The sequence below is a fragment of the Lysinibacillus sp. 1 U-2021 genome (assembly GCF_029916965.1).
Classification (GTDB): Bacteria; Bacillota; Bacilli; order Bacillales_A; family Planococcaceae; genus Lysinibacillus; species Lysinibacillus capsici.
Window position 1 is genome coordinate 2,342,477 of record NZ_CP123966.1, and the last position, 21,127, is coordinate 2,363,603.

A 21,127-nucleotide genomic window follows, 5' to 3' on the forward strand; every position below is an offset into this window, starting at 1 on the left:
CAACACGTTGCGTTTTTGTTGCGGAAATGTTGCGGAAGAAAATCAGTAATATCAAGGCTTTATTCACCTTTTATTATTTGTTGCTTAGAAAATCATAAAAATATAAAGGGTGTATGTTAAATAACACCTATACTTTTACTGTTACATACCCAATGGATAAACAGATTTCTTTCCGCAACACGCAACATTTTCACCTTGTTTGTCAAGAAACCCTTATATATCAATGGTTGTCCAACTTAAAAAAGTTGCTATTTTGTTGCGATTCTTGTTGCGGTTTTAATTTAAAACCTTTTTTCACCTTCGATGTGCTATTTATTAACACACGTTTATCCTTCCACTCCATCGACAAACGAGTACAGACTAAATCTTTATATCTACTATTTGTTAATGGTGTTACCATATTACTCTTACACCATTCTTGATAATCTTTAATTACAGTTTCTCCAGCCTGTTCAACAAAGTAATTTACATCGAATTCAGCAAAATAATCTAGCCACGGATCATTTTGTTCTACAAACATCGCTAATATTTCATGGCACTTTTCATTAGCCGTTAATTTTTCTGAACTCGGATTACTCAACATTTCAAAAGCCTTTTCAATCGCTAATTTTAGGACATACTCTTTTGCAGATTGAGATGATATTTTTTCTTGAGTCTCCACATCAGATAAACAATCCGCATCTTTACTAAAGTTGTGATTGAAAGGAAGTATCCACAGTCTCCGGTTTATAGCATTCCCTTGTTCTGCGAATCTAGGTAAGTGATTAGAAGCTACAACCATAGTTGCCGTTATGCGAACTGTTATAGAATCCTTCCCTTTACGCTCAATTTGTGTTGGACCCCCAGTTATTATTGTTTTTAAATCCCCGCTATCTTCAATTTGAAAATCTGGGTTATCATCAGTTACATTTGCCAATTTTCCGTATATAGCAGCACTGGAGAAGTTATTACTCGATAACTTGTGAGGACTCACAGCTGAAATGTTTCCGCCCTCTGAATTAAACGTTTGATAAATCATATTAATTAAAGATGATTTTCCGTTGCTTGCTGTTTTTCCATACAGATACCAAAGTCGCGGAACTAGAATGCCTGGATAGGCAATACAAGCCAACATTTCTTTGATATTTTCGATACTTGGCAAATGGTTTTCGGTAACTTTAATTAAAGTGTTTGCAACAAAATCGTCGTATGCATCAAATACATAATTTGTGGGAATCTTCTGCAGCACAAAATGTCTTGATGTAAAAGGTATTAGCTTTTTTTCTTTAAAATCAATCAAACCATTCCCTACTGCAATATAATTTGTGTTTACTTCTTTCACAACTGAACATGTTTCTTCTATATAACGCAGCACTTCATTAATTTGATTGTTTTTCAACGTTTCATCATAATGACGAATAATACCTTTTATTGCTTTACCACTAGCATCTTGCTCATAGATACCGCGTTTTTTATGATAAAAATATAATTCTCCGTGCATATTTGGATAACGAACAATTGAATATTCTTCTTTAATGATTTTTCCTAATACATGATGTAAAAAACTCGTTGTGCCATTAGGATTTTTAACAAACCATTCAAATTGTTTTTCAGGTTTTTCTTCTAATGTGAAGGTATCTCCACATTCTGCTATTGCTTTATTTAATAATTCGATGCCATAAGTGACTCCGTTTGTCGGACGATCAAATTTTTCACGTTGACCTAATACACTTTTTCTAAAAATCGATTCCATCATGCTAAAATCTTTGTTACACCAAAAGGCTAATATATTTGCTAGCCCCATATCTGCAGTCGAATGGTCGTTGTTGTAATCACTTTCCCATCCTCCGTATAGTAATTTGATGAATTTCTCACTTTGCTGGCTGGCTAAAATACGTTTAATAATTTCACCTTCTGGAAGTGCAGCCTTACCTGTTGGTGCTTTATTTAATTGTGGACTAACAACATTTTCACGTTTAAGCACCTTATCCAAGAAAGTATCTAACTGTAGATTGCCATCATTGATTGGCAAATCGTTAATTGACTCGCCTGTTACTGTCATATACCTCGATGTTTCGTATACCTCATAACCTGTTTTAGCATCCTTATTTTTATGTCGCTCTTTATTGTGTTTTGCCTTAAACCAAACATGCACTCCCTTTTTCGATGGAGACAGTTCTGCAAATGACATAGAAGTAATTTCGGATGCTAACTCGTCTAAGTTGTTCACATCTTCTATATCATCTATATCCACTACGAGATACGGATCAAGTGAACTTAAAACGAACCCGATTCCATCATATTGGTTTCCTTTTGAATCTCCTTCGTTATAAATTTGAAGGATAGTTTCAAAATCATTCCATGTTGCCAAGTCAATAGAACTCGCTGGACTACCATCGATTTGGAATGGTAATTTATCAAATTTGCTTGTTTCATTATTGTAGATAGCACGCCAAAGCACCCACTGTCTTCGACTCTTCAATTCTTCTGGAATTCCATCTTCATTTACCAATGTAATTTGGTCTTTATCATAAATTGCCAAGATTTCACCACCTTGTTGCTACGACATTTGTTGTTTATTCCTGTACACGCTCACCAAAAGCATTTTATTTATTTACCATTCACTTGTGATTTCCATAATTACTTCAAAAGCTTTTTCAGCTGGCCACCATCTTTTGCGATTCTTTCTAATCTCAATCGCCTTCATTCGTACATCACTTATCACTTCATCTTCTAGATATCGTTTAGACATAGAACTTAATTCAGCAATTTTTTCTAAATCTACAAACCATAATTGATTGAATACTATCGAACTAACTTGTTTTTTCACTTCATCCTTTACTAACTGTTCATCTACAACTACCTCTAATTTTGCCGGAAACATAACATCACCCCTTTCAATAATATTAATCCGAATTCTGCGATAAGCGTAACTATTTATTAAATGTTTTTATTACGCTAAATTGCGTAATTAATTTATATTATACACACAGTTACGCAATTTGCAATATACTTTACCTCTAACCTGATTTTATTTTTGCAAAAAGGAGAATTTGGATGTATAATCCCATTAAAAGGAGTTGTCATTTATGGAAATAGGAGAATTTATTCGTGAAAAGCGAAAAGAAAATAGATTAACACTTAAACAATTAGCTACAAAAATAGAATTGTCATACACTTACTTATCCCAAATTGAATTAGGAGATAGAAATGCTTCTCCAGAAATACTTGAAAAAATTGCAAAAGTACTAGATGTTCCCCATTTTGATTTAATGAAAAAAGCTGGATATGTTCATGAAAAGGAAGGCTTAGAAAAGGTCGTTTCAGAATATTGTAGTTTGTTAAAAGAAATCGACAACTTAGATTTGCATATTCGATCTACCCAAACGTTTAATTTGGACACGAAAGTAATGTTGGAATCTTTAAAGAAAGAAAAGGAGGAATTAACAAAAGAAAGTGCTGCATTGAAGCAAGAAATTGACTCTCTGGATCAAGAAGGTAACACAAAAGAACAAATATCTATATTGGAAAGACAAGTTGAAGTCTATAAGAAACTCGAGAATATCGAACTGCATACCTCACAACTCAGACAAAGATTAGAAAATGATAAAGCCCAAGAACTTGCTTTTTTAGAACACAAAAATCGTTTATCCCAAGCTATAAAAGAACAGAAAATAGAAATTGAAAAACAACTTGAAATTAGTTATACAAATGCGATAGAAAGAATTAAAAGTCAAAACTAATCATTAATCATCCCTACACACATGCTCACCAAAAGCGAGGAAGGGAATGTAATTAAATTGGAATTAGTTAAATCAACAAAGGAAAAAGAAGTCTATTCTTACCTCAATAATAAAGGTGAAAAATTGTGGATGTTCCGCCACAAATACTATGATGAAATAACTGGAAAACGTAAAGAGAAGAAAAAAAGTGGTTATAAAACAGAAAAAGCAGCGATAAAAGCCCTTGTGGATGTAAAGGCTCAAACGCTGCGTGGTGAAACAAAATATATAGAAAATGATAACCTAACTGTAACACAATGGCTAGATATTTGGTACGAATCCAATAAAAGCAAGTGGAAACTCGGAACAATAACCCAACGCGAAATCATTATAAGGCTTAATATCAAACCGTATATTGGTCATTTCAAATTACAAAAACTAGACAGATTAACATATCAAAAAAGTTTAATAAATGCCTTAGAAAAGAAATATGAACCTAGCTCAATCCGACTAATACACTCAATCTTTTTAATCGCTATTAATGCGGCGGTTGAAGATGAGTTAATTCCTCGAAACAAATTTAAAGGAGTAAGCTTACCTTCTACTCGGAAAAAAGAAGCTGAGTTATCGGTACTTACATCTGATCAACTAAGTACAATGCTTACTTACACAAAAGATAATGAGGATGAAACGTACTATTCAATTTTACTGTTACTGTCTTATACAGGAATGCGTAAAGGTGAAGCATTAGGTCTTCAATGGAAGGATATTGACTTTGAGACACATACAATTAGTATTATGCGAAATAGAACTAGATATGGTACGGGGTCAACTAAAACAAAAAATAGTGAACGCAAAATCAAAGTTGGTAAAAATGTAATTGATCAGTTAAGTCGTTATCAAAAAGTAATCAAAGAAAAATTACTATCATTCGGGAAAAAGCTAGAAGATGAAGACTATGTATTCCACTCTTTGGAAAGTATGATACCAATGCCATTAACAACGTTACACAAAGGATTTAAAAGAATCATTCAACGCGCTGGATTAAAGGAGTGTACACTCCATTCTCTTAGACATTCACATGCAACAATATTAATGAACGATGGTGTACCAGTAAGGGCTATTGCCGAACGTTTAGGGAACACGCCTGAAATGATTTACACAACATACGGTCATGTATTGAGAGAAATGGAAGATAGAATTATCGATACTTTTGACCGCGCTATCGAAATTGGGGCTAAAAGTGGGGCTAATCTCTAAGAGACAGCCCCTAAACCCTTATATACTATGACAACCACTTAGGTGGTGTGTTTTTTTCCCAATAGATATCGCCAAGGTTGTTGTGTGCCATGAAGTTGTCCTCGACACTGTGGTAATGGAAGTTGTAGTAGTAGCCTTCCTGCGGTCTTTTTTCTGTGCGCACATGGAAGCGAATTAAATCTGTGCCTGTTTCATTGTTGATGACATTGAAAATTTTCTCACCGTAATTACCACTTGGCCTTTCAGAGATGGTTAAAGATGCAGCAGTTTGATCATCAAGATTAGCCACTGTCATTGCAATGGCTTCCTCCATTTTCGGGAAGATGATGCTGTCGAATTCATTGCTAATTTTTGGACCAATTTTTGTGCCAAATTTTATGTACGATTGTTCTCTAGCTGCATCCACCAGTAAGGCATTATAATCAATCGCTTCCTCTTGTATCTGTAGCTGCTCGTCACTGCTATCATCATGCTCAGCAGCTAAAGCAGTGCTTGTCCCTGATGAAGGGCCGATGGATGCACGGTTCGAAGGATTTTGATCAAATGCTTCCCAAATCTCATGTGTAGGCGTTATTAAACCAAATGTTAAAAACGCAACCATGATGACTATACTTTTCTTAACCCACGTTTTCATTTATTGTCACCTACTCTTTATGTACAAATTGGTAATTCTCCTATTATTATATACGTTCTCGCCATTAAAAGGTTTCATATTTCTATAATTCATTGTACAATATTTATGAATAATGTGTCGTTTTTTTAAAGGAGGTACAAAGCATGAGCATCGCAATGGGTATTGGTCTTTTATTAATGTTAGGTTACTTATCATCTTTATGTTTCACGGACTAATTTTTTTATTTTGTAATATGTACCCTACAAAGCCCTAAAAGCCTGTTATATGCAGCTTTTGGGGTTTTTTATTTTTCTTTACATTACAATGTATAGTAATGCATGCACACAGTTGGCTTGTTGGGACTAATATAATATTAATAATTCTTGGCGGCGTGTTAAGCAAATTTATGGTTACATTCAAAGATGATGAACCATTGAAGCTCAAAGCGTTATATCCAGAGTGTATTGGGCTTGTTTGTTGCCTTGAAGTTTACCAAAGTAGAAGATATTAAAAAAAAACAAATGAAATAGTATAAAAAATAAGGACCTGACAGCTATAGAGACTGAAGGTCCTTTTTTATATCCAATTTTATATAAATTTATCTAAAAAAGTGTTGCTCCCTTCTTCCATCTAAATGACCCATTTATGAAAAATAGAAGCTTCCCTTATTTCAAAAAAGCGCCCTTTAGGATACATCCCGCATTTTCTTTAGACAAAGAGAAAAACGCATAAAACCAATTTTCATAAGGTTTCAAGCGTTTTTTGTGTAAAAAATTAACCTATGATTTGCAATTGACACCCCACATTCGTCTTGAATTTTGGTATTACGATTTTCACATAGGTAATGTAAAAAATGGGTTGAGTGAAAAGAATGGAGGAAATTCACTGTTAAATCAGATTCTATCTATCAATATAGTCTTAGATTTAATCCAATGTGAATTTGCATAAATAGACTTGCTACAGGGAAGACTTTTTAAAGAAAATTATGGAGGTGCGAATTACGTGTTTGAGAAAAAATTAGCACTTCATGAAACTATGGAATTTCATGAAGTCATTAACTTTATGACAACTAGTTTACTTAAATCGAAGCTGAGTCAAGGTGTGGTCTTTGATGATGATTTAAGAGCGTTATTGGACAAAAATGTAAAATTATCTACCCCGGCACTCACTGCTATGGTTAAGCTCTACTCAAAATCGGAATTGGAATATTAGGAGGACAATTGTATGCAAGACTATTTAGATCCTATAAATTCAGTTGGAATGCCTGAACTAACTGATTCGGGGATTGCTCTTGAGTTTTTACTTACAACCAAAACGGGTATCCGGAATCTTTCAATTGCCTTAACAGAAACAGCTTCTCCTGCTCTTCAGAAAATCTTGAGAACTCAGCTGGATGTCATGGTTGATTTATATTTCGAAATTTCTGAACTGATGGTAAAAAAAGAATGGCTAAAACCTTATGATCTTGCAGGTCAAAAGGAACTGGATATTAAATCAGCAGAAAATGCGATTAGTATTGCCCAGTTGGATTTATTCCCTAAAGATATGAATCGAAAAGGAATGTTCCCTACCCCACCGAAAAAATAAACGAAAATGAGGGATTTTTTTAATGAAAGCTGTCACTTTTCAAGGTGTAAAAAATGTTGAGGTTAAAGAAGTACAAGACCCTAAAATAAAAAAAGCCGATGATATTATTGTTCGTTTAACCACTACTGCCATTTGCGGGTCAGACTTGCATTTGATTCATGGTATGATTCCGAATCTTGGACAAGATTATGTCATTGGTCATGAACCAATGGGTATTGTAGAAGAAGTTGGAAAAGATGTGACGAAGGTTAAAAAGGGTGACCGGATTGTCATTCCTTTTAATATTGCATGCGGGGAATGCTGGTACTGCAATCATGATCTAGAAAGTCAATGTGATAATGCAAACGATAATGGCGAAATGGGTGCCTACTTTGGTTATTCAGACACAACAGGCGGTTTTCCAGGAGGACAGGCAGAGTTTATGCGAGTGCCCTATGGTAATTTTATCCCTTTCAAAATTCCAGAGCAATCAGAAGTTCCTGATGAAAGTCTTATTCTCCTTGCCGATGCCGCATCTACTGCTTTTTGGAGTGTAGATAATGCTGGTGTAAAGAAAGGAGATACTGTTATTATTCTTGGCTGCGGACCTGTTGGACTGCTAGCACAAAAATTTGCTTGGCTGAAAGGAGCAGAAAGAGTAATCGCAGTTGACTACATTGGGTATCGTCTTAAACATGCAAAGAAGACAAATAATGTGGAAATCGTTAATTTTGAAGACCATGAAAATTGTGGCGAATACTTGAAAGAGATTACCAAGGGTGGTGCAGACGTTGTCATTGATTGCGTAGGGATGAGCGGAAAAATGACGCCTCTAGAATTTCTTGCAAGTGGGGTAAAACTTCAAGGTGGGGCTATGGGCGCCCTTGTCACAGCCAGTCAAGCTGTACGTAAAGGAGGAACAATCCAAATTACCGGTGTATACGGCGGTCGATACAATGCCTTCCCACTTGGAGATATATTCCAACGCAATGTAGCGATTCGTACTGGACAGGCTCCAGTTGTTCATATCATGCCCCATGTCTATAACCTAATGGCTGAAGGAAAAGTGAATGTCGGTGATATCATTACACATGTACTCCCCCTTGAAAAAGCAAAACATGCTTATGAAATATTCGATACAAAGCAAGAAGGTTGCATTAAAGTGGTTTTAAAACCCTAATATAGAAGTTTTCAGGTACTTTTGTCTCTGCATTGCAAAAGTACCTTTTTCATTGACCTAGGGGTACATATTTATATTATTACTTCTGCTTCAAAATGGCATTAATATTTGAGCACCAAGCCTCTTCGACTGACAAACTACATTTTGATCAACTGAACTAACCCCTCCCTAATCAAAAATCATGTAGCGATTCCTTTCATTGAACAACTTCTAATGAACAACTCAACATCCCATTTGTTTTGTTTTGTTTCCATGAGGAAAGACGCTTTCCTATTTGAGAAAAGCGCCAAATTTCTGAGTAAATAATTAATTTGGCAAAACAGTTGAATAAGTTTTTGAACTACCTTAGATATCCACCATTATTAATATCAAATGTCGCACCTGTGTAATGCTTTGATCTATCTGACAAGAGGAAAATAACAGTATCAGCCACATCTTCAGGCATTACAGGTGTATCGATGAGCTGATGATTTAAATATTCCTCTTTTCTCCAAATAGGTATTGAATCCATCATAGGAGTGTTTACCATTGTAGGAGCAATGGCATTAACTCTGATGTATGGTGAGAAATTCACTGCACAGCTTTTAGTTAATCCCAATATAGCAGCTTTTGAGAGTCCATATATTGCATCTGAACTGCCTTCCATACCTGATACAGAAGACATATTCACGATGACTCCCTTACGTTCGCTCTGAAGTAGATATTTCCCGAACATTTGAGAAAAATAAATACATCCCTTTAAATTTATATCTATGACTTTATCAATTTCCACAGTTTGATAATCCAGTATATTCTTACCCAAATAAATCCCTGCATTATTAACTAAACTATCCACATCACAATGTTCTCTTTCCAAATTTCCAAAAAAATTGACAACTTCTTCATAAATACTTACATCTAATTGATATGTATACAAATCTGAGGGGACATTCATTGATTGTTTTAATGCCATTAAGGCGTCTTCATTAATATCACAAGCAAGTACTGAAGCACCTTCATCTAAACATTGTTTAACAATTTCTTTTCCTATACCAGAAGCTGCACCTGTTACTATTACTTTTCTATTTTTAAGCATCATCTATTTTACCCCTTTATTAAAAAGTTAGGATGTTATGAAAAACTCTACCTAAGTTTACGAGAAAAATAAACTAATAAGTGCTAAAATAGCAGGTCCACCTTGTTTTAATAGAATCGATTTAGAGCTTGTTAAGCTACCATACAAAGCGACAATGAATACAAAGATTAAAAAAATGGCAACAATTTCAGTTTGCTGATGTGACAAAAATAATCCATACAATAAGGCGATCGCAATCAGACCATTATAAACCCCTTGATTTTTGAAAAGAACTTGAACATTTGCATTTTCTAACGCTTCTTCAGACAGATTAAATGTTTTTGCTGTTCTTTTAGAAGTAGTTGCAAACGTTTCTAAATACATAATATACAAATGCTCAGCTGCTACGACTAAGCTTAAAATAAAAGTTAATGAAGACATCCTATTCCCTCCTAAAAAATCTTTAAAAAAGCAATGTCCTCAAGTGTATCAAGGACATTGCTTGAAACTATTTATTAAAACGAACAATGCGGTCTATTGGTAGGCGTGAAGAACCATATGCTGGGGCTGCCGCTTCACCAATGGCTAATAATAAAATAGGAATTTCATTTGCTGGTAATTCCATGTATTCAGCGAATTTTGCTTTATCAAACCCACCCATCGGAACGGTATCATAGCCCATTTCCTTCGCTAATAGCATGATTTGCATCGATACTAAGCCAGCATCAAAGTGTACGATATTTTCTAATGTTTTTGTTGGTGCTGAACCATACATTGTCAGCGCATCTTGTGCAAGCTTATTGGCAATTGGTTCTGGCATATAGCCCAGCTCCACGTTTTTTGCATAGATTTCCTCAGCATTTACATACATCTCTATATCACCAATGACAGCAATAATGGCAGAGGCTGTTTCGATTTGCTCTTGATTAAATGAAAAGAAGTTGATATTCTTCTGAATTTCCTTATCATCAATGACAAGAAAGCGCCATGGCTGCATATTACTTGAAGAAGGTGCTGAAGTAGCATCCTGCAACAGCTGCATGATTGTTTCACGCGGAATTTTAGTCTCTGCATTGTATTTACGAACAGATTTACGCATTTGCATAATTTGTTTTAATGGTGTAGTTGATAACATGTAGTTTCCCTCTTTTCACAATTTAAACTGCTTTTATTGTTACATTAATATTGCCCATTGTTGCTTTTGAATATGGGCATACCGTATGTGTGACCTCTAATAATTCCTGTGCTTCCTCCACTGCTAGTCCTTCAATATGCCCTTCGATTTCCACTGCAAGCACATAGTCAAAAGAAGCTTGCTCCATTAATTTCACTGTTACTTTAATGGTTGATGCATTTTTTAGTTTCTTTTGGCGTTTGATTAAATCTAATGCACTATTAAAGCAAGCACTATAGCCAGCCGCAAATAATTGTTCTGGGTTTGTCACTTCGGCTAATTTGGAGCCTGGTGGTGCAATTTTTAACGATAAAGATTGATCTTCTGCATAGGATGTGCCACTACGGCCACCTTCATTAATCATTGTAGTTGCGTATAATTCTTTCATAACTGAAAACCCCTTATCTTTTGTTATTAATTAAATTGTGTACAATCTAATTTTTACAAATTGAATTGTACACAATTTAATTGCGTTTGACAAGTAGGAACTTTATTTTTAATATAAATGGTAGTAGAAGAACTTTAAGAGGGGATTTTTATGCCTAATCATTTAGATAATCAGCTGTGCTTTCTTTTGTATGCAACATCAAAGGAAATCACTCGGCAATATACATTATTATTGAAGCCTTACGATCTTACTTATACAGGCTATATCACTTTATTAGCTTTAGAGGAAAACGAACAGATAACGGTGAAAGAATTGGGCCAACGTTTATTTTTAGATTCAGGAACATTAACACCGTTGTTAAAAAAATTAGAGGCAAAGAATTACATTTGTCGTGAACGTTCTAAGGAGGACGAACGATTAATGAAAATATATTTAACCAAGGAAGGCGTAGATGTAAGAAGGAAACTACCTGAAGTGTCTCGCCAAGTGATGAAGCAATCGAATATCTCAGAGCAGCAATTTGTACAACTGAAAAATGTACTTCAAGATATCGTTTATAACGATTGGAAAATAAAAGATGAAAACTAACACATAGCTATTCCACTAATAGGATGAATATGTAAATAAGAAGGATTGGAGCTACATTGGCTTCAATCTTTTTTGTTTTTCTCTCCCTGATCCCCTCAAATGTTAATAATCATGTGGCTACCGTTAAAATTTAGTATACTTACATTTATTAATTAGTTTAATTTACAGCATAGATAAGTAATTTTGAAAATAGAGGTGTTTGGATGAAAACATGGACAAAGACTATAAACATAAATGCCCCCATCGAAAACGTTTGGACATTACTTGATGGCTCTTTAGCTGACATGCAGAAGATTATGCCACAGGTAATTGAAAACAAGCCTGTAAAAGTAACAGAAGAAGGGGTTGGCAGTATTTATCGCCAAAAATATAAAGAAGGAAAACGTATCGAAACGTATGATGTAGAAACATTGGAATATTCGAATACACCTGATAAAAAAATATTGAAAGTAGGCTTTGTACTCGCTAATTTGTTTGAAATTACGGCTTACTATGAATTAAATAAAATAAATGAAACAGAGACTTCCTTTACTTATTCCGTAACAAATAATGCGTTAAAGTGGTTCGTCAAATTATTTTTATTGTTTGCATCGGACAAAGTAGTCGTACAATTTTTAGAACGGGTCAAAACAGTTGCTGAAGCGCAAGACTAGCACCTAAAAAATAAACCGTAGAACTCCCCTTGAGGTGAGCTTCTACGGTTTATTTTTTACTAAAAGTCTGAACCTGTAATTTCTTTTAACTTACCGTTTTCTTTAATCTTTTTAAGGCCTTCATTTAACTTATCTAAAAGCTCTTTGTTCCCCTTTTGAACCATGAAACCATAGTATTCTTTTTCGAAGGAATCATCTTTAATTACTTTGATTTTGTCATTTGGATGTGCCTTGATATATTCATAAACAACTGAATTATCTCCAATCGCCGCTTCTACGTTGCCATTCAGCATCTCTTGAATAGCAATTGGTTGATTTTCGAAAGCAAAAATGTTGGGACTAGATTCACCCTGTAGCTTTTTGGCAGCCATATGACCAGTTGCATTAATTTGTACAGAAATCTTTTTATCTTTTAATTCATCCAATGATTGGATCTTTGAATCTTCCTTCACCACGATTAATAATTGAGATTCGTAGTACGGCTCAGTAAAATCAAATGTTTCCTTACGCTCGTCCGTAATTGTAATCCCTGCACCACCAATATCTGTTTCACCATTTTTAATTGTTTGGAATACAGGCTCCCAACCAATACTTTCCCACTTCACTTCAAAATCCATTTCATCCGCGATTGCTTGAAGTACATCCACATCAATCCCTACAATATTCCCTTTATCATCAAGAGATACGATAGGTGCAAATGTAGCCTCAGTACCTACCTTATAAACTTTTTTACTATCTCCATCACCTGATGATGTATTGTCTTTCGAGCCGCAACCCGCTAAAACTAGCGTGAAAGCTGCCATAATTGTAAGCAACACCATTAAATTTCTTTTCATAGCCCATCCCCCTAGTATGATATTTTTTCCATAATGCGTATTATTTTTCGCAATTCGGAAATGTGAGACTATTACGTAAATTATAGTGACAATATTCTCTTTAGACAATACTTTTTTGTATAAAAATAATCATTTCTTTATAAATAGTATTATTCAATCTCGTTTTTAGGATAAAAAGGAATAAATAGTTAACCAGAAGCTATAAAAAAAGAATTTCCCCTCGGAAATTCTTTTTTGCGCATCTAAATCTTTATCGTATTGGATGTTCAAAATTCCAATTTGTATAAATGGCAGCAGCCTGAACTGGGTTTGAGGAGGTATCTTCTGTATAGCCACCAATTAAATTACCTACTCTAAAAGTAGGCTCAAATAGCTGTTCCTCCTTAGGTGGTGCTGTCGGTCCATCTATTCCTATTTTGGTTTTATCTGTCACGACTACTTCCATACCGTTATCCAATGTAAAGCTCAGCCCATCTTCTCCAACTTCCGTAATGGTCCCTTCGATATTTACTAGCGCACTTGCTGCAGGAGCTGAATGGTCCGCAACAATTCTCTCCGTCAAATCAATTGGTGTATCATGATTGATATTTACCATAGCAAGGACAGCAATCACTGCACAGGCTACTAAGCTTCCAACACTAATTCTTACTTTTTTCATAAAGGACCTCTTTTCATATTTCATCATCTCTTCCTGCATCTTACGCTTAAATTCCTCAGAAGCATGAATCTGCTTCATCACATTCTTATAAGCATTCATCATACTTTGCTCCCCTCTTCTAGAATCGTTTTCAGCTTCATTCGTGCCCTTCTGAGCTTTGAGCCTACTGTATTTACGTTGATCTCTAATAACTCAGCCATTTCTGCAGTTGTATAGCCCTCGTAATAATGTAAATAAACAATGACTCTCTCTTCTGAAGGAAGCTCAAAAATTTCAGTAAGAACCATCTGCTCCTCTTTTGCAATAAAGGCCATTTCGTCTGTAATGGGTACCGTCTTCTTCACACGTGAGGACTTAAAATAATCCTTGCACTTATTAAATGTCACCTTTATAAGCCAAGCCTTTAAATGTGCTTCATGAGCGAAGGGCTTGTTCTGCCTCATCAGTGTCATATAAACCTCCTGCACAATGTCCTCCGCCTCAGCCATATTATTGGTCTGTTGCACAGCAATTCGTATGAGGGTGTCACTATATGTTTGAACAATTTCTTGCACACTTAAGCCAGCAAACTTTATCATATTTTTCACCTAACCTCCTTCATGACATAATACGATTCAACTTTATCTATTCGTGCAACAGATACACTTTAGCTACATTTTAATAAAAAGAAGAAACCATTCATGAGACATACAAATGTATCCCCCTAATAAATTACTGAATAATAGCCATGCAAAAACCCGCAAACCGTAGATGATTTGCGGGTCCCTCTCTTCATTGCCAAGCTCGATTGTTCCATTGCTTGAAAAATTCGTCCTCAGCCAAAATAGCTTCATAAATAGGGATAAAGAATTGTTTCAGAATCCCTGTCATCTCGAGTGTAGAAGTTAGCTCGATTGTAAAATGATGACGATCAAATAAGTCCACAATATACGTCTGCAATCTTCGTCCTTCAATAGTTTGCGTTTGTAGCAATTGTTGTACTTCATTTATTGTTTTTTCAGTCTTTTCTAATGCTGGGTACTGGTAAATTTTAATAAATTTTTGTGCCAGTACGAATTCTGTTGGATATGTATAAACTACCGCAGCCTTATTGTCTAGCAAGCTCGGAAAATTAATGGCCTTTGGTGTTATTCGCATGTTTTCTTTAAAGGTAATCCAAACTTCTATGTATACAGTCATTTTGCCCAATGTAGCTGGTATGCTTAATTGAATATTGTCACTCGATACAGACGATTCGATCCGCTGTGCATCCCATTCAATGCCATCCGCTGGTATTGCTAGTGAGCAAATTTCTTTAAAGGCCTGTTTCACTATATCGTGTTGATGAACGCTTGCTTGAGCTGTCAGCGTGACTTCATTGGAAGGCTTCACCAATCCATTTGTTAAAGCAAATAATAGTAGATCCCCATCTAGATAAAATTGATCTTCATAGGAGGATACGGATAGGCGATAAAGCAGTCTTTCTTGGCAATAGCGTGATACTAGCTGATCCATATTGTCTTGCCGTGTAGCCATTTCTTCTAATTGTGTCACGACATTCGTCGATAGTGTGTCGATATTTCCCATTGACATCCCTCACCTTTTTGATTTTTCTGATTTCTTTAGGCAGAATTTAGATTTTTACTAAAATTCATGCTTTTATTATCACTTATTTATGGAAGAGAGTAAACGGTAATGTATACCAAAAAGGCCTGTCAGGGTTGGACATGACTGGCCTTAAAATTAGACAAGGGGCAGCCTCGCTGTTGCGAAACTACCCCTTTAGTATTATAGGTAACATTCTCGTAAATTGTAAAAGTCTCAACCCAATCGTCTGGGGAATATTATCTTGAAACCAAATCGTTTCATCACCGCGGTAAAATTCCACTGTGTGCCTTCTAACTTAAGCAACGCAAACCCTACCATCTTTTGCGTCCTTGCAGCCCCAAAGCATGCGCCAGTGTGAATAAGTATCTACAAAAACAAAAAGCAGAATGCCAGATTACGGAAATATGCTACCTAAAATAGCACGTGTTCTATTATAGCACCTTATACTATAAAAGTAAAGGTCTATAAAAATTTACCAAGGAATCTCCTTAGAGCATTTAATCTGATAACCCTTTTCAGCTGTCCATTGGAGAAGTGTTTGCCAAAAGTTTTCACAGGCAGCTATGATTTGCTGAGGATTCGTTAGATTGCCTGTCATGACCATTTCAGCTAATGCTTTTAACCCGTGTGGCTGATCATCCATCGCTAAAACCTCAGGTAATACTTGTGCAGATGTTGTATAGCACTGCCTATGGTGTAATCCTACTATCATGGCACCTGTCATCGCTATTTTCATCGCCAGTATCGGCAAAAATGTAGTGGGACCCTGAACAGCTATGTTCCTTAATTTCCCCATGTATTCATACATTTCTTCTACAATGGTTTTGCAAATTGCTTCCTTAAATCGGGCATTCTCCACAGTGGCCGCTTTGTCTTTGAGTTCTAAAAAAAAGCCCGAAGGATCATAAAGTGGCTGTAAATCGAAAAACTTCCCATTTGTTAATGGCCAATCTTCCTGAACCGTTATTGCCTCTTCGATAATCACTTCTGCTTGATCGAAATTAACCTCTGCCTTCCAATCTCCTGCTGTCCATTCATAGCTATAGCTGTGCTCTAATTGATGACAGACACACTTAAGCTCAATGTCAGAAAACGGACCATCTGATTTTCTAGCCAACGAGCCATAAATACCAATTGCTCGAACATTTCCTCCATATTTTGCGAGAACTTGTTGTGCAATCGAATGGGCAATCTGCATGCGTTCATCACTTGTCTTTTTTCTTGGTCCAATCATTTACATCGCTCCTTTTATAAGTAAGATCGTTGTTATTGAACCAAGGTGGACCACGGGCTTAACGAGGAGCTGGTAACATCATCAAAACCTCCTTTCATCACATTTGTAATTTAATAGAGCATACAAAATCGATATGAAACGCTTCATGGCTTACAGATTGAATGTGACCCTCATATTTCATGTCATATAGTAAAATTATTGCATTATAAGCTTTCTGTAGTTCATTGCCCATTTTGGCTAGCACTTGATGTTTAAATTGCTGCGAATAGGAAAATTCATCACAAAGTAGTTGCTTAAGTTGATTTGAAGCTGCTTCGTAAAATAGTGCTTCACAAAAATCCTCGTCGAAGGTTAAGCCGAAATCGTATTCAAATTGATTGTAGAATTCATCATAAAGTGCTTTAAACTCTTCCTCACAAGTACGGTGCTGATTTTCTGGTAAAAAAAGCTTTGCTAATTTTTGTGAAAAGGCTTCGTCCGTTTCATCTTCTCCCTGATAGACAGTGGCAAGATATGTATGTAACTGTTCTTCGCTTGTAAAATGACCAGCCCATATGGAAACATAGCCATTTTGTTCATCATCCATGACCTCATCCCTTTCTCGAATAAATCAATGCACCGCCTGAGCCCATTATTATTAAATGCTTGCCAGATGGCGAAAATCCACATTTAATCATGCCATCCAATCGCTGTAAATCAATAGCTGTCGCATTTTTTAAATAAGTATAATTAGTTGTATAAAGATAATCGAGTACCACTGTTGCACGTGGCCACCAAGGATAAATAACTTCAACCTGCCAGCCATCTGCTGTCACATGAATCCCATCCCCAGCTTCAAAGCCGAAAATAGATATTGTCCCCTGAGGCAATTGAAACGTTAAACGGTCATCACTCATTCTGTCGTAGGTTTCATCCACGTCTCGTTCTCGATGAAGACGACGACCTGTTATAGGCTCAGTGACACTATAGCCAGAGCCACTAATTAGCACGATGTTTTCCTCATGATCCCAACCGCAAGCCAAAACACCATTGGCAGCAATACTCGTTTCATAGGCCCATGGAATAGGCGGTTTTGTGCAGATCAACGATTGTGCATTCGCCAGCAACTCTAGCTCAAAGGGAGTTCGTCTATCATTGTTCACCATATTATTCCACCCTCCTCTTTTATTACCATATACTAAAAAAAGGCTTGTCTCAAGAACAAGCCTCTATACCTCTAACACACCATAATGAAATTTTGCAGTGATCCGTTCATGCTGCTGAAAGCCATAGGTCGCAAACCACTCTGAGCGAAAATGTGCCTTTAACACCACACGCTTTTTCGCTACACGCTTGGCTTCATAAACCCATTCATCGGTTAATGTGACATGCTCCCCTGCTAACCGTAATGCCTGAAAATTATTGGCCTCTTCTATAACCTTCTCAAACATTGGGTCCATATAAACCACATCAAATGCGTTGTCTGGTAGGGTTTTTAAATAGCGAACAGCCTCAGACTGTATTACCTCGATGTGTCGCATACAGGCAGTTAACGGTAGCTCGGATGTATCATAGGCTTGCATCCCCTGTCTAACAATAAACGCTACATTTGGATTTGCTTCCAGTCCCACAACACGACCTGCTTCACCCACTGTATAAGCCGCTAACATGGCATCTGCCGCTAAACCTAACGTACAATCCAACACCGAATCCCCCAGTTGAAGCTGTGCCGCTTCCAAAAAAGGCTCTGCCTCACCACGGGCCACACGCTTTAATCGAAACGCCGCAGAATTGGGGTGAAAGAAAAACGGCTCCTGCGCCCCATAGGCATAATACTCGAAGCGATTCTTCCCAGCGACCATCACATGTGCCTGCAACTCCTGGGAAATTTTGCGAACAGAGCGCTTGTTTCGTGGCTCAAACGCAGCACCTAATTCTTGACACGCAAAAGCAGCGAGCGCCATCGATACATCGTCTGGTCTGCCCGCTGTCGTCACAATCGTTTTTAGTTCTCGCATGTTTGCTCTAACACGCCAGTTAAATGAGAGACAATCTGCTCCACAGGGAATCCCTCAATTTGTTCACGTGGGATAAAGTAAGCCAACTCCCCATCCTTTAAAATCGCCATAGATGGTGAGCTAGGTGGCACATCCTCAAAATAACCACGCATCGCCGCAGTCGCCTCTGGATCCTGCCCCGCAAACACCGTCACAAGATGATCTGGCTTCACCGCTGCAATTGCCTCACGCGCCGCTGGACGAGCAAGCCCTGCCGCACAACCACAAACCGAGTTAATCACCACTAACGAAGTTCCCTTCGTCTCCGCCATAAATTCATTCACCGCATCCGCAGTCGTCAGCTCCGTAAAACCAGCCTCCACAAGCTCCTCACGCATCGGCTTCACAACCTGCTTCATATATTCATCATAAGCGTTCATGCTTTTACCCTCTTTCCTATGTATTCGCAAACCTTATTATAGCAAGGTTTTGTGTGAATGTACAAAGACATGCTTTTCGCCTGATTTCGTGGGTTTTCGGGGGGAATGTGACTTTTTTGTGATTTTGGTGACTTATTTGTGTAACGGATAGTGGTTTTACATTTTATCACGTATTAGTTTGTGGAAATAATTACATAGATGAATTAGAGCAATACATTGTTAAGATTTTGAAGGTCTAACATTCTAAAGGGCAATTTTCAGAATTGAAATTGAGGTGAGTTAAATGACGTTCACATCGTTCGGATTATTATGTATACCCATTTTTTATCTTTATCATTACCTGCGTGACCAATTTATTGATTTTTTGTGCGACTAGTCCATTAGGGCTTTTCATCGGTGTTATGGCAACTGATAGCGAAGAAATCACTATGATTTCATTCATTTTAGGGTTTTTATTCATCACTGTTTTACCATTACTTTTCTTCATTTGGTCACTAAGAGATTTTCTGATTTTATGTAAAAAGTAAGAGAGACAGTAAATAAAAACATAAAAAAAGCCCCGGCTCAAAATTAATTGATTACCTGGGCTTTGGAAATGATACATGTTTAGTCCTTCTTTTTATCTCTGTTTTTATCAAGAAATTCAAATACTACGAAAATTATACCCATAAGAATTGTAAATTTAAGTGCCTTCATAAATGATTCATCAAAAATAAAGTAAGAACTTATTAACAAAACAAAAATAGCAGCGATATATCTTAATAAAGCTCTATACATCTGTTCCTCCTTTATCCAAGCTCTAAAACTAGTAAGTAAACACTTAATTTTTATGCTTTATTAATATTATTAAAAAATCGGTTCAATAACAGTCGATTTCGCATAACGTGTATTTCTATCAACGATATCCCCTGCAGCATTTGTTATTTTTTCATATCTCATTATTTCATAGTCACCTAAGAATTGCCCATTAGTTGGACTGAATGAACCAGGGCCTAACTCTCTCCAAGCATGTGTTGAAGTATAGTATACTTTATCCGTTGTCCCACCATTTACAAAGAAGAAAGTTCCAACCGCTGCTACTACAGATCTTACAAATTTATTGTAGATACTTGTAACGTTAATTAAATAATACGATACTGCTGCGGCGACAGTTACTTTACCAGCTTTTTCAATTGTAGTACTACCCTATGTGTCGTAAAGTGGATTATGTACCCAATTTGTTGGATACGTAGCAGCAAATGGAGAAATTTGATTAATGGTATTTTCTTGTGAGTTTACTTCATTTAAAAAGCTTTTTTCTACTAAACCGTTTGCTTCTTCCACCAATTCAGGAGAAGGATTTTTGAGGATAATATTATTTTCTTCTATAGTATATTCTATTCCATTTTCATCTAAGGTATTAATTACCCTTTCATTAACACTAGAACTTTCTTGAAAAACAATGTTTTCAATTGTGTGATCTTCATTACTACTAGCAAAAGCCGGAGTTAGATTAAATGCAAAAAATAAACAACTTATTAGCACGTATGAAATTGTTTTTTCATTGTATAAATCACCTTTTCCTTATAGTTAAACTAGTGGCTATAGCAATTTAGTAATCCTCGAGTTAAACCCATCCTACCATTTCTCAAAATAGTAATTCAACATTATGTTTACGTCACTATCTGACGCCTACAACGCCATTTTTTGGCGGTGTTAAATTAATTATTTAGAAAGTACGCCAAATCACGCCACTTATACCGTCATTATTTGGCGCATTTTTTATTTTTTTATATAATAAAAGCAACATTTTAGTGAAATTCAAACTAAAAGACTTGACATTGTCATTAAGTTTCGTTATTAAATTCAACAATATTTTTCACAGAATCGTCACTTTTTATTATGTATTAAGTTCAGCTCGCCTAAAATAGCTTTGCCGGTCTTATGATTTTTAGTATGTTCGTTGCGTAATGATAATTTCCTCCCCCTTTAAATCACCGTTAGTCAGTGTACCAGCGTCAAACTTTTCAAGGTGTGATATATCAATAAGCTTTTTGTCCACTTCTTGTTTAAGATAGTCACGTACTGCTGCTTTAAGGTTACGTTTGTAAATGGCATTTTATCACCATCCTTTACTATAGGTTTAGGTGTTTCACCGATCAAAGAATTAACTTTTGTTCTCTGAGACGACCACTCGAAATGGGATATAACAAGCTTTTTCGTGTGAACATAAAATTATA

The 21,127-nt window shown here is 36.2% G+C and carries 25 protein-coding genes; 7 read left to right on the plus strand and 18 right to left on the minus strand.

The window, feature by feature from the left end:
* Positions 1-220: 220 nt before the first annotated feature.
* A complete protein-coding gene (locus QH639_RS11880; RefSeq protein ID WP_281116093.1) occupies positions 221-2,521 on the minus strand; it encodes a phage/plasmid primase, P4 family in 2,301 nt (766 codons plus the stop codon).
* Between the two features lie 72 nt (positions 2,522-2,593).
* Positions 2,594-2,863, minus strand: a complete 270-nt coding sequence (locus QH639_RS11885) for a hypothetical protein (RefSeq protein WP_281116094.1) — start codon at positions 2,861-2,863, stop codon at positions 2,594-2,596.
* Positions 2,864-3,068: 205 nt separating this feature from the next.
* On the opposite strand from QH639_RS11885, the gene QH639_RS11890 reads away from it, so the two are divergent.
* Complete coding sequence (locus QH639_RS11890) at positions 3,069-3,722, plus strand: helix-turn-helix domain-containing protein (RefSeq protein WP_281116095.1); 654 nt, start codon at positions 3,069-3,071, stop codon at positions 3,720-3,722.
* A gap of 57 nt (positions 3,723-3,779) precedes the next feature.
* On the plus strand, positions 3,780-4,961 hold the full coding sequence (locus QH639_RS11895) for a site-specific integrase (RefSeq protein ID WP_281116096.1): 1,182 nt from the start codon (positions 3,780-3,782) through the stop codon (positions 4,959-4,961).
* Between the two features lie 25 nt (positions 4,962-4,986).
* On the opposite strand, the gene QH639_RS11900 is transcribed toward QH639_RS11895, so the two are convergent.
* Positions 4,987-5,595 carry a YpjP family protein gene (locus tag QH639_RS11900; protein WP_036080766.1) on the minus strand — a complete coding sequence of 203 codons (609 nt, stop codon included), beginning with the start codon at positions 5,593-5,595 and terminating at the stop codon, positions 4,987-4,989.
* 981 nt (positions 5,596-6,576) lie between these two features.
* Here QH639_RS11900 and QH639_RS11905 point away from each other — a divergent pair.
* From QH639_RS11905 to QH639_RS11915, 3 genes are read left to right on the plus strand one after another with little or no spacing between them, the layout of a single operon-like run.
* The gene (locus QH639_RS11905) at positions 6,577-6,786 is read left to right on the plus strand and encodes a hypothetical protein (protein ID WP_016993944.1); all 210 of its coding nucleotides are present in this window, start codon (positions 6,577-6,579) and stop codon (positions 6,784-6,786) included.
* A gap of 12 nt (positions 6,787-6,798) precedes the next feature.
* Positions 6,799-7,161, plus strand: coding sequence for a spore coat protein (locus QH639_RS11910; protein WP_048394572.1), 363 nt, complete (start codon positions 6,799-6,801; stop codon positions 7,159-7,161).
* A 22-nt stretch (positions 7,162-7,183) separates the two neighbouring features.
* Positions 7,184-8,320: a zinc-dependent alcohol dehydrogenase gene (locus tag QH639_RS11915; RefSeq protein ID WP_281116097.1), complete on the plus strand. Its 1,137-nt coding sequence runs from the start codon at positions 7,184-7,186 to the stop codon at positions 8,318-8,320.
* 340 nt (positions 8,321-8,660) lie between these two features.
* On the opposite strand, the gene QH639_RS11920 is transcribed toward QH639_RS11915, so the two are convergent.
* The 4 genes from QH639_RS11920 to QH639_RS11935 form a co-directional block, all read right to left on the minus strand.
* A complete protein-coding gene (locus QH639_RS11920; RefSeq protein WP_281116194.1) occupies positions 8,661-9,395 on the minus strand; it encodes an SDR family NAD(P)-dependent oxidoreductase in 735 nt (244 codons plus the stop codon).
* 57 nt (positions 9,396-9,452) lie between these two features.
* Positions 9,453-9,815, minus strand: coding sequence for a DUF1304 domain-containing protein (locus tag QH639_RS11925; protein ID WP_237900636.1), 363 nt, complete (start codon positions 9,813-9,815; stop codon positions 9,453-9,455).
* A gap of 67 nt (positions 9,816-9,882) precedes the next feature.
* Positions 9,883-10,509, minus strand: a complete 627-nt coding sequence (locus QH639_RS11930; protein ID WP_066037868.1) for a nitroreductase family protein — start codon at positions 10,507-10,509, stop codon at positions 9,883-9,885.
* Positions 10,510-10,531: 22 nt separating this feature from the next.
* The gene (locus tag QH639_RS11935; protein ID WP_281116098.1) at positions 10,532-10,936 is read right to left on the minus strand and encodes an Ohr family peroxiredoxin; all 405 of its coding nucleotides are present in this window, start codon (positions 10,934-10,936) and stop codon (positions 10,532-10,534) included.
* Positions 10,937-11,086: 150 nt separating this feature from the next.
* Between QH639_RS11935 and QH639_RS11940 the strand changes: the two genes are divergently transcribed.
* Positions 11,087-11,524 (plus strand): MarR family winged helix-turn-helix transcriptional regulator, encoded by a 438-nt coding sequence (locus tag QH639_RS11940; protein ID WP_054549302.1) that lies wholly within the window; start codon positions 11,087-11,089, stop codon positions 11,522-11,524.
* 203 nt (positions 11,525-11,727) lie between these two features.
* Positions 11,728-12,177 (plus strand): SRPBCC family protein, encoded by a 450-nt coding sequence (locus tag QH639_RS11945; RefSeq protein WP_237900634.1) that lies wholly within the window; start codon positions 11,728-11,730, stop codon positions 12,175-12,177.
* 59 nt (positions 12,178-12,236) lie between these two features.
* On the opposite strand, the gene QH639_RS11950 is transcribed toward QH639_RS11945, so the two are convergent.
* The 11 genes from QH639_RS11950 to QH639_RS12000 form a co-directional block, all read right to left on the minus strand.
* Positions 12,237-13,013: a basic amino acid ABC transporter substrate-binding protein gene (locus tag QH639_RS11950; RefSeq protein WP_004228443.1), complete on the minus strand. Its 777-nt coding sequence runs from the start codon at positions 13,011-13,013 to the stop codon at positions 12,237-12,239.
* A gap of 250 nt (positions 13,014-13,263) precedes the next feature.
* Positions 13,264-13,773, minus strand: coding sequence for a hypothetical protein (locus tag QH639_RS11955; RefSeq protein WP_066037867.1), 510 nt, complete (start codon positions 13,771-13,773; stop codon positions 13,264-13,266).
* The gene (locus tag QH639_RS11960) at positions 13,770-14,249 is read right to left on the minus strand and encodes an RNA polymerase sigma factor (RefSeq protein ID WP_259419187.1); all 480 of its coding nucleotides are present in this window, start codon (positions 14,247-14,249) and stop codon (positions 13,770-13,772) included. Before QH639_RS11960 ends, QH639_RS11955 begins: the two co-directional genes overlap by 4 nt.
* A gap of 193 nt (positions 14,250-14,442) precedes the next feature.
* Positions 14,443-15,237, minus strand: a complete 795-nt coding sequence (locus QH639_RS11965; protein ID WP_259418917.1) for a nucleotidyl transferase AbiEii/AbiGii toxin family protein — start codon at positions 15,235-15,237, stop codon at positions 14,443-14,445.
* 493 nt (positions 15,238-15,730) lie between these two features.
* On the minus strand, positions 15,731-16,492 hold the full coding sequence (locus QH639_RS11970) for an ANT(4')-I family aminoglycoside nucleotidyltransferase (protein WP_131520375.1): 762 nt from the start codon (positions 16,490-16,492) through the stop codon (positions 15,731-15,733).
* Positions 16,493-16,589: 97 nt separating this feature from the next.
* A complete protein-coding gene (locus QH639_RS11975) occupies positions 16,590-17,078 on the minus strand; it encodes an immunity 22 family protein (protein ID WP_131520376.1) in 489 nt (162 codons plus the stop codon).
* A 4-nt stretch (positions 17,079-17,082) separates the two neighbouring features.
* Positions 17,083-17,637 (minus strand): hypothetical protein, encoded by a 555-nt coding sequence (locus QH639_RS11980; RefSeq protein ID WP_259418920.1) that lies wholly within the window; start codon positions 17,635-17,637, stop codon positions 17,083-17,085.
* A gap of 63 nt (positions 17,638-17,700) precedes the next feature.
* Positions 17,701-18,489, minus strand: a complete 789-nt coding sequence (locus tag QH639_RS11985; protein WP_281116099.1) for a class I SAM-dependent methyltransferase — start codon at positions 18,487-18,489, stop codon at positions 17,701-17,703.
* Entirely contained in the window at positions 18,477-18,908 is a 432-nt protein-coding gene (locus tag QH639_RS11990; protein WP_004228455.1) for a BrxA/BrxB family bacilliredoxin, read from the minus strand. Before QH639_RS11990 ends, QH639_RS11985 begins: the two co-directional genes overlap by 13 nt.
* A 307-nt stretch (positions 18,909-19,215) precedes the next feature.
* Positions 19,216-19,512, minus strand: a complete 297-nt coding sequence (locus tag QH639_RS11995) for a hypothetical protein (RefSeq protein ID WP_281116100.1) — start codon at positions 19,510-19,512, stop codon at positions 19,216-19,218.
* Between the two features lie 581 nt (positions 19,513-20,093).
* Complete coding sequence (locus tag QH639_RS12000; RefSeq protein ID WP_281116101.1) at positions 20,094-20,432, minus strand: hypothetical protein; 339 nt, start codon at positions 20,430-20,432, stop codon at positions 20,094-20,096.
* Positions 20,433-21,127: the final 695 nt, after the last annotated feature.

Bases quoted from the DNA above. Each gene is read 5' to 3' on its own strand.
- QH639_RS11930 (WP_066037868.1), bottom strand. From the start codon at position 10,509: ATGTTATCAACTACACCATTAAAACAAATTATGCAAATGCGTAAATCT.
- QH639_RS11990 (WP_004228455.1), bottom strand. From the start codon at position 18,908: ATGAACGCTTATGATGAATATATGAAGCAGGTTGTGAAGCCGATGCGT.
- QH639_RS11975 (WP_131520376.1), bottom strand. From the start codon at position 17,078: ATGGATGATGAACAAAATGGCTATGTTTCCATATGGGCTGGTCATTTT.
- QH639_RS11945 (WP_237900634.1), top strand. From the start codon at position 11,728: ATGAAAACATGGACAAAGACTATAAACATAAATGCCCCCATCGAAAAC.
- QH639_RS11955 (WP_066037867.1), bottom strand. From the start codon at position 13,773: ATGATGAATGCTTATAAGAATGTGATGAAGCAGATTCATGCTTCTGAG.
- QH639_RS11885 (WP_281116094.1), bottom strand. From the start codon at position 2,863: ATGTTTCCGGCAAAATTAGAGGTAGTTGTAGATGAACAGTTAGTAAAG.
- QH639_RS11985 (WP_281116099.1), bottom strand. From the start codon at position 18,489: ATGCGAGAACTAAAAACGATTGTGACGACAGCGGGCAGACCAGACGAT.
- QH639_RS11970 (WP_131520375.1), bottom strand. From the start codon at position 16,492: ATGATTGGACCAAGAAAAAAGACAAGTGATGAACGCATGCAGATTGCC.
- QH639_RS11965 (WP_259418917.1), bottom strand. From the start codon at position 15,237: ATGGGAAATATCGACACACTATCGACGAATGTCGTGACACAATTAGAA.
- QH639_RS11940 (WP_054549302.1), top strand. From the start codon at position 11,087: ATGCCTAATCATTTAGATAATCAGCTGTGCTTTCTTTTGTATGCAACA.
- QH639_RS11900 (WP_036080766.1), bottom strand. From the start codon at position 5,595: ATGAAAACGTGGGTTAAGAAAAGTATAGTCATCATGGTTGCGTTTTTA.
- QH639_RS11935 (WP_281116098.1), bottom strand. From the start codon at position 10,936: ATGAAAGAATTATACGCAACTACAATGATTAATGAAGGTGGCCGTAGT.
- QH639_RS11925 (WP_237900636.1), bottom strand. From the start codon at position 9,815: ATGTCTTCATTAACTTTTATTTTAAGCTTAGTCGTAGCAGCTGAGCAT.
- QH639_RS11910 (WP_048394572.1), top strand. From the start codon at position 6,799: ATGCAAGACTATTTAGATCCTATAAATTCAGTTGGAATGCCTGAACTA.
- QH639_RS11890 (WP_281116095.1), top strand. From the start codon at position 3,069: ATGGAAATAGGAGAATTTATTCGTGAAAAGCGAAAAGAAAATAGATTA.
- QH639_RS11950 (WP_004228443.1), bottom strand. From the start codon at position 13,013: ATGAAAAGAAATTTAATGGTGTTGCTTACAATTATGGCAGCTTTCACG.
- QH639_RS11980 (WP_259418920.1), bottom strand. From the start codon at position 17,637: ATGGTGAACAATGATAGACGAACTCCCTTTGAGCTAGAGTTGCTGGCG.
- QH639_RS11960 (WP_259419187.1), bottom strand. From the start codon at position 14,249: ATGATAAAGTTTGCTGGCTTAAGTGTGCAAGAAATTGTTCAAACATAT.
- QH639_RS11915 (WP_281116097.1), top strand. From the start codon at position 7,184: ATGAAAGCTGTCACTTTTCAAGGTGTAAAAAATGTTGAGGTTAAAGAA.
- QH639_RS11920 (WP_281116194.1), bottom strand. From the start codon at position 9,395: ATGCTTAAAAATAGAAAAGTAATAGTAACAGGTGCAGCTTCTGGTATA.
- QH639_RS11995 (WP_281116100.1), bottom strand. From the start codon at position 19,512: ATGTATCATTTCCAAAGCCCAGGTAATCAATTAATTTTGAGCCGGGGC.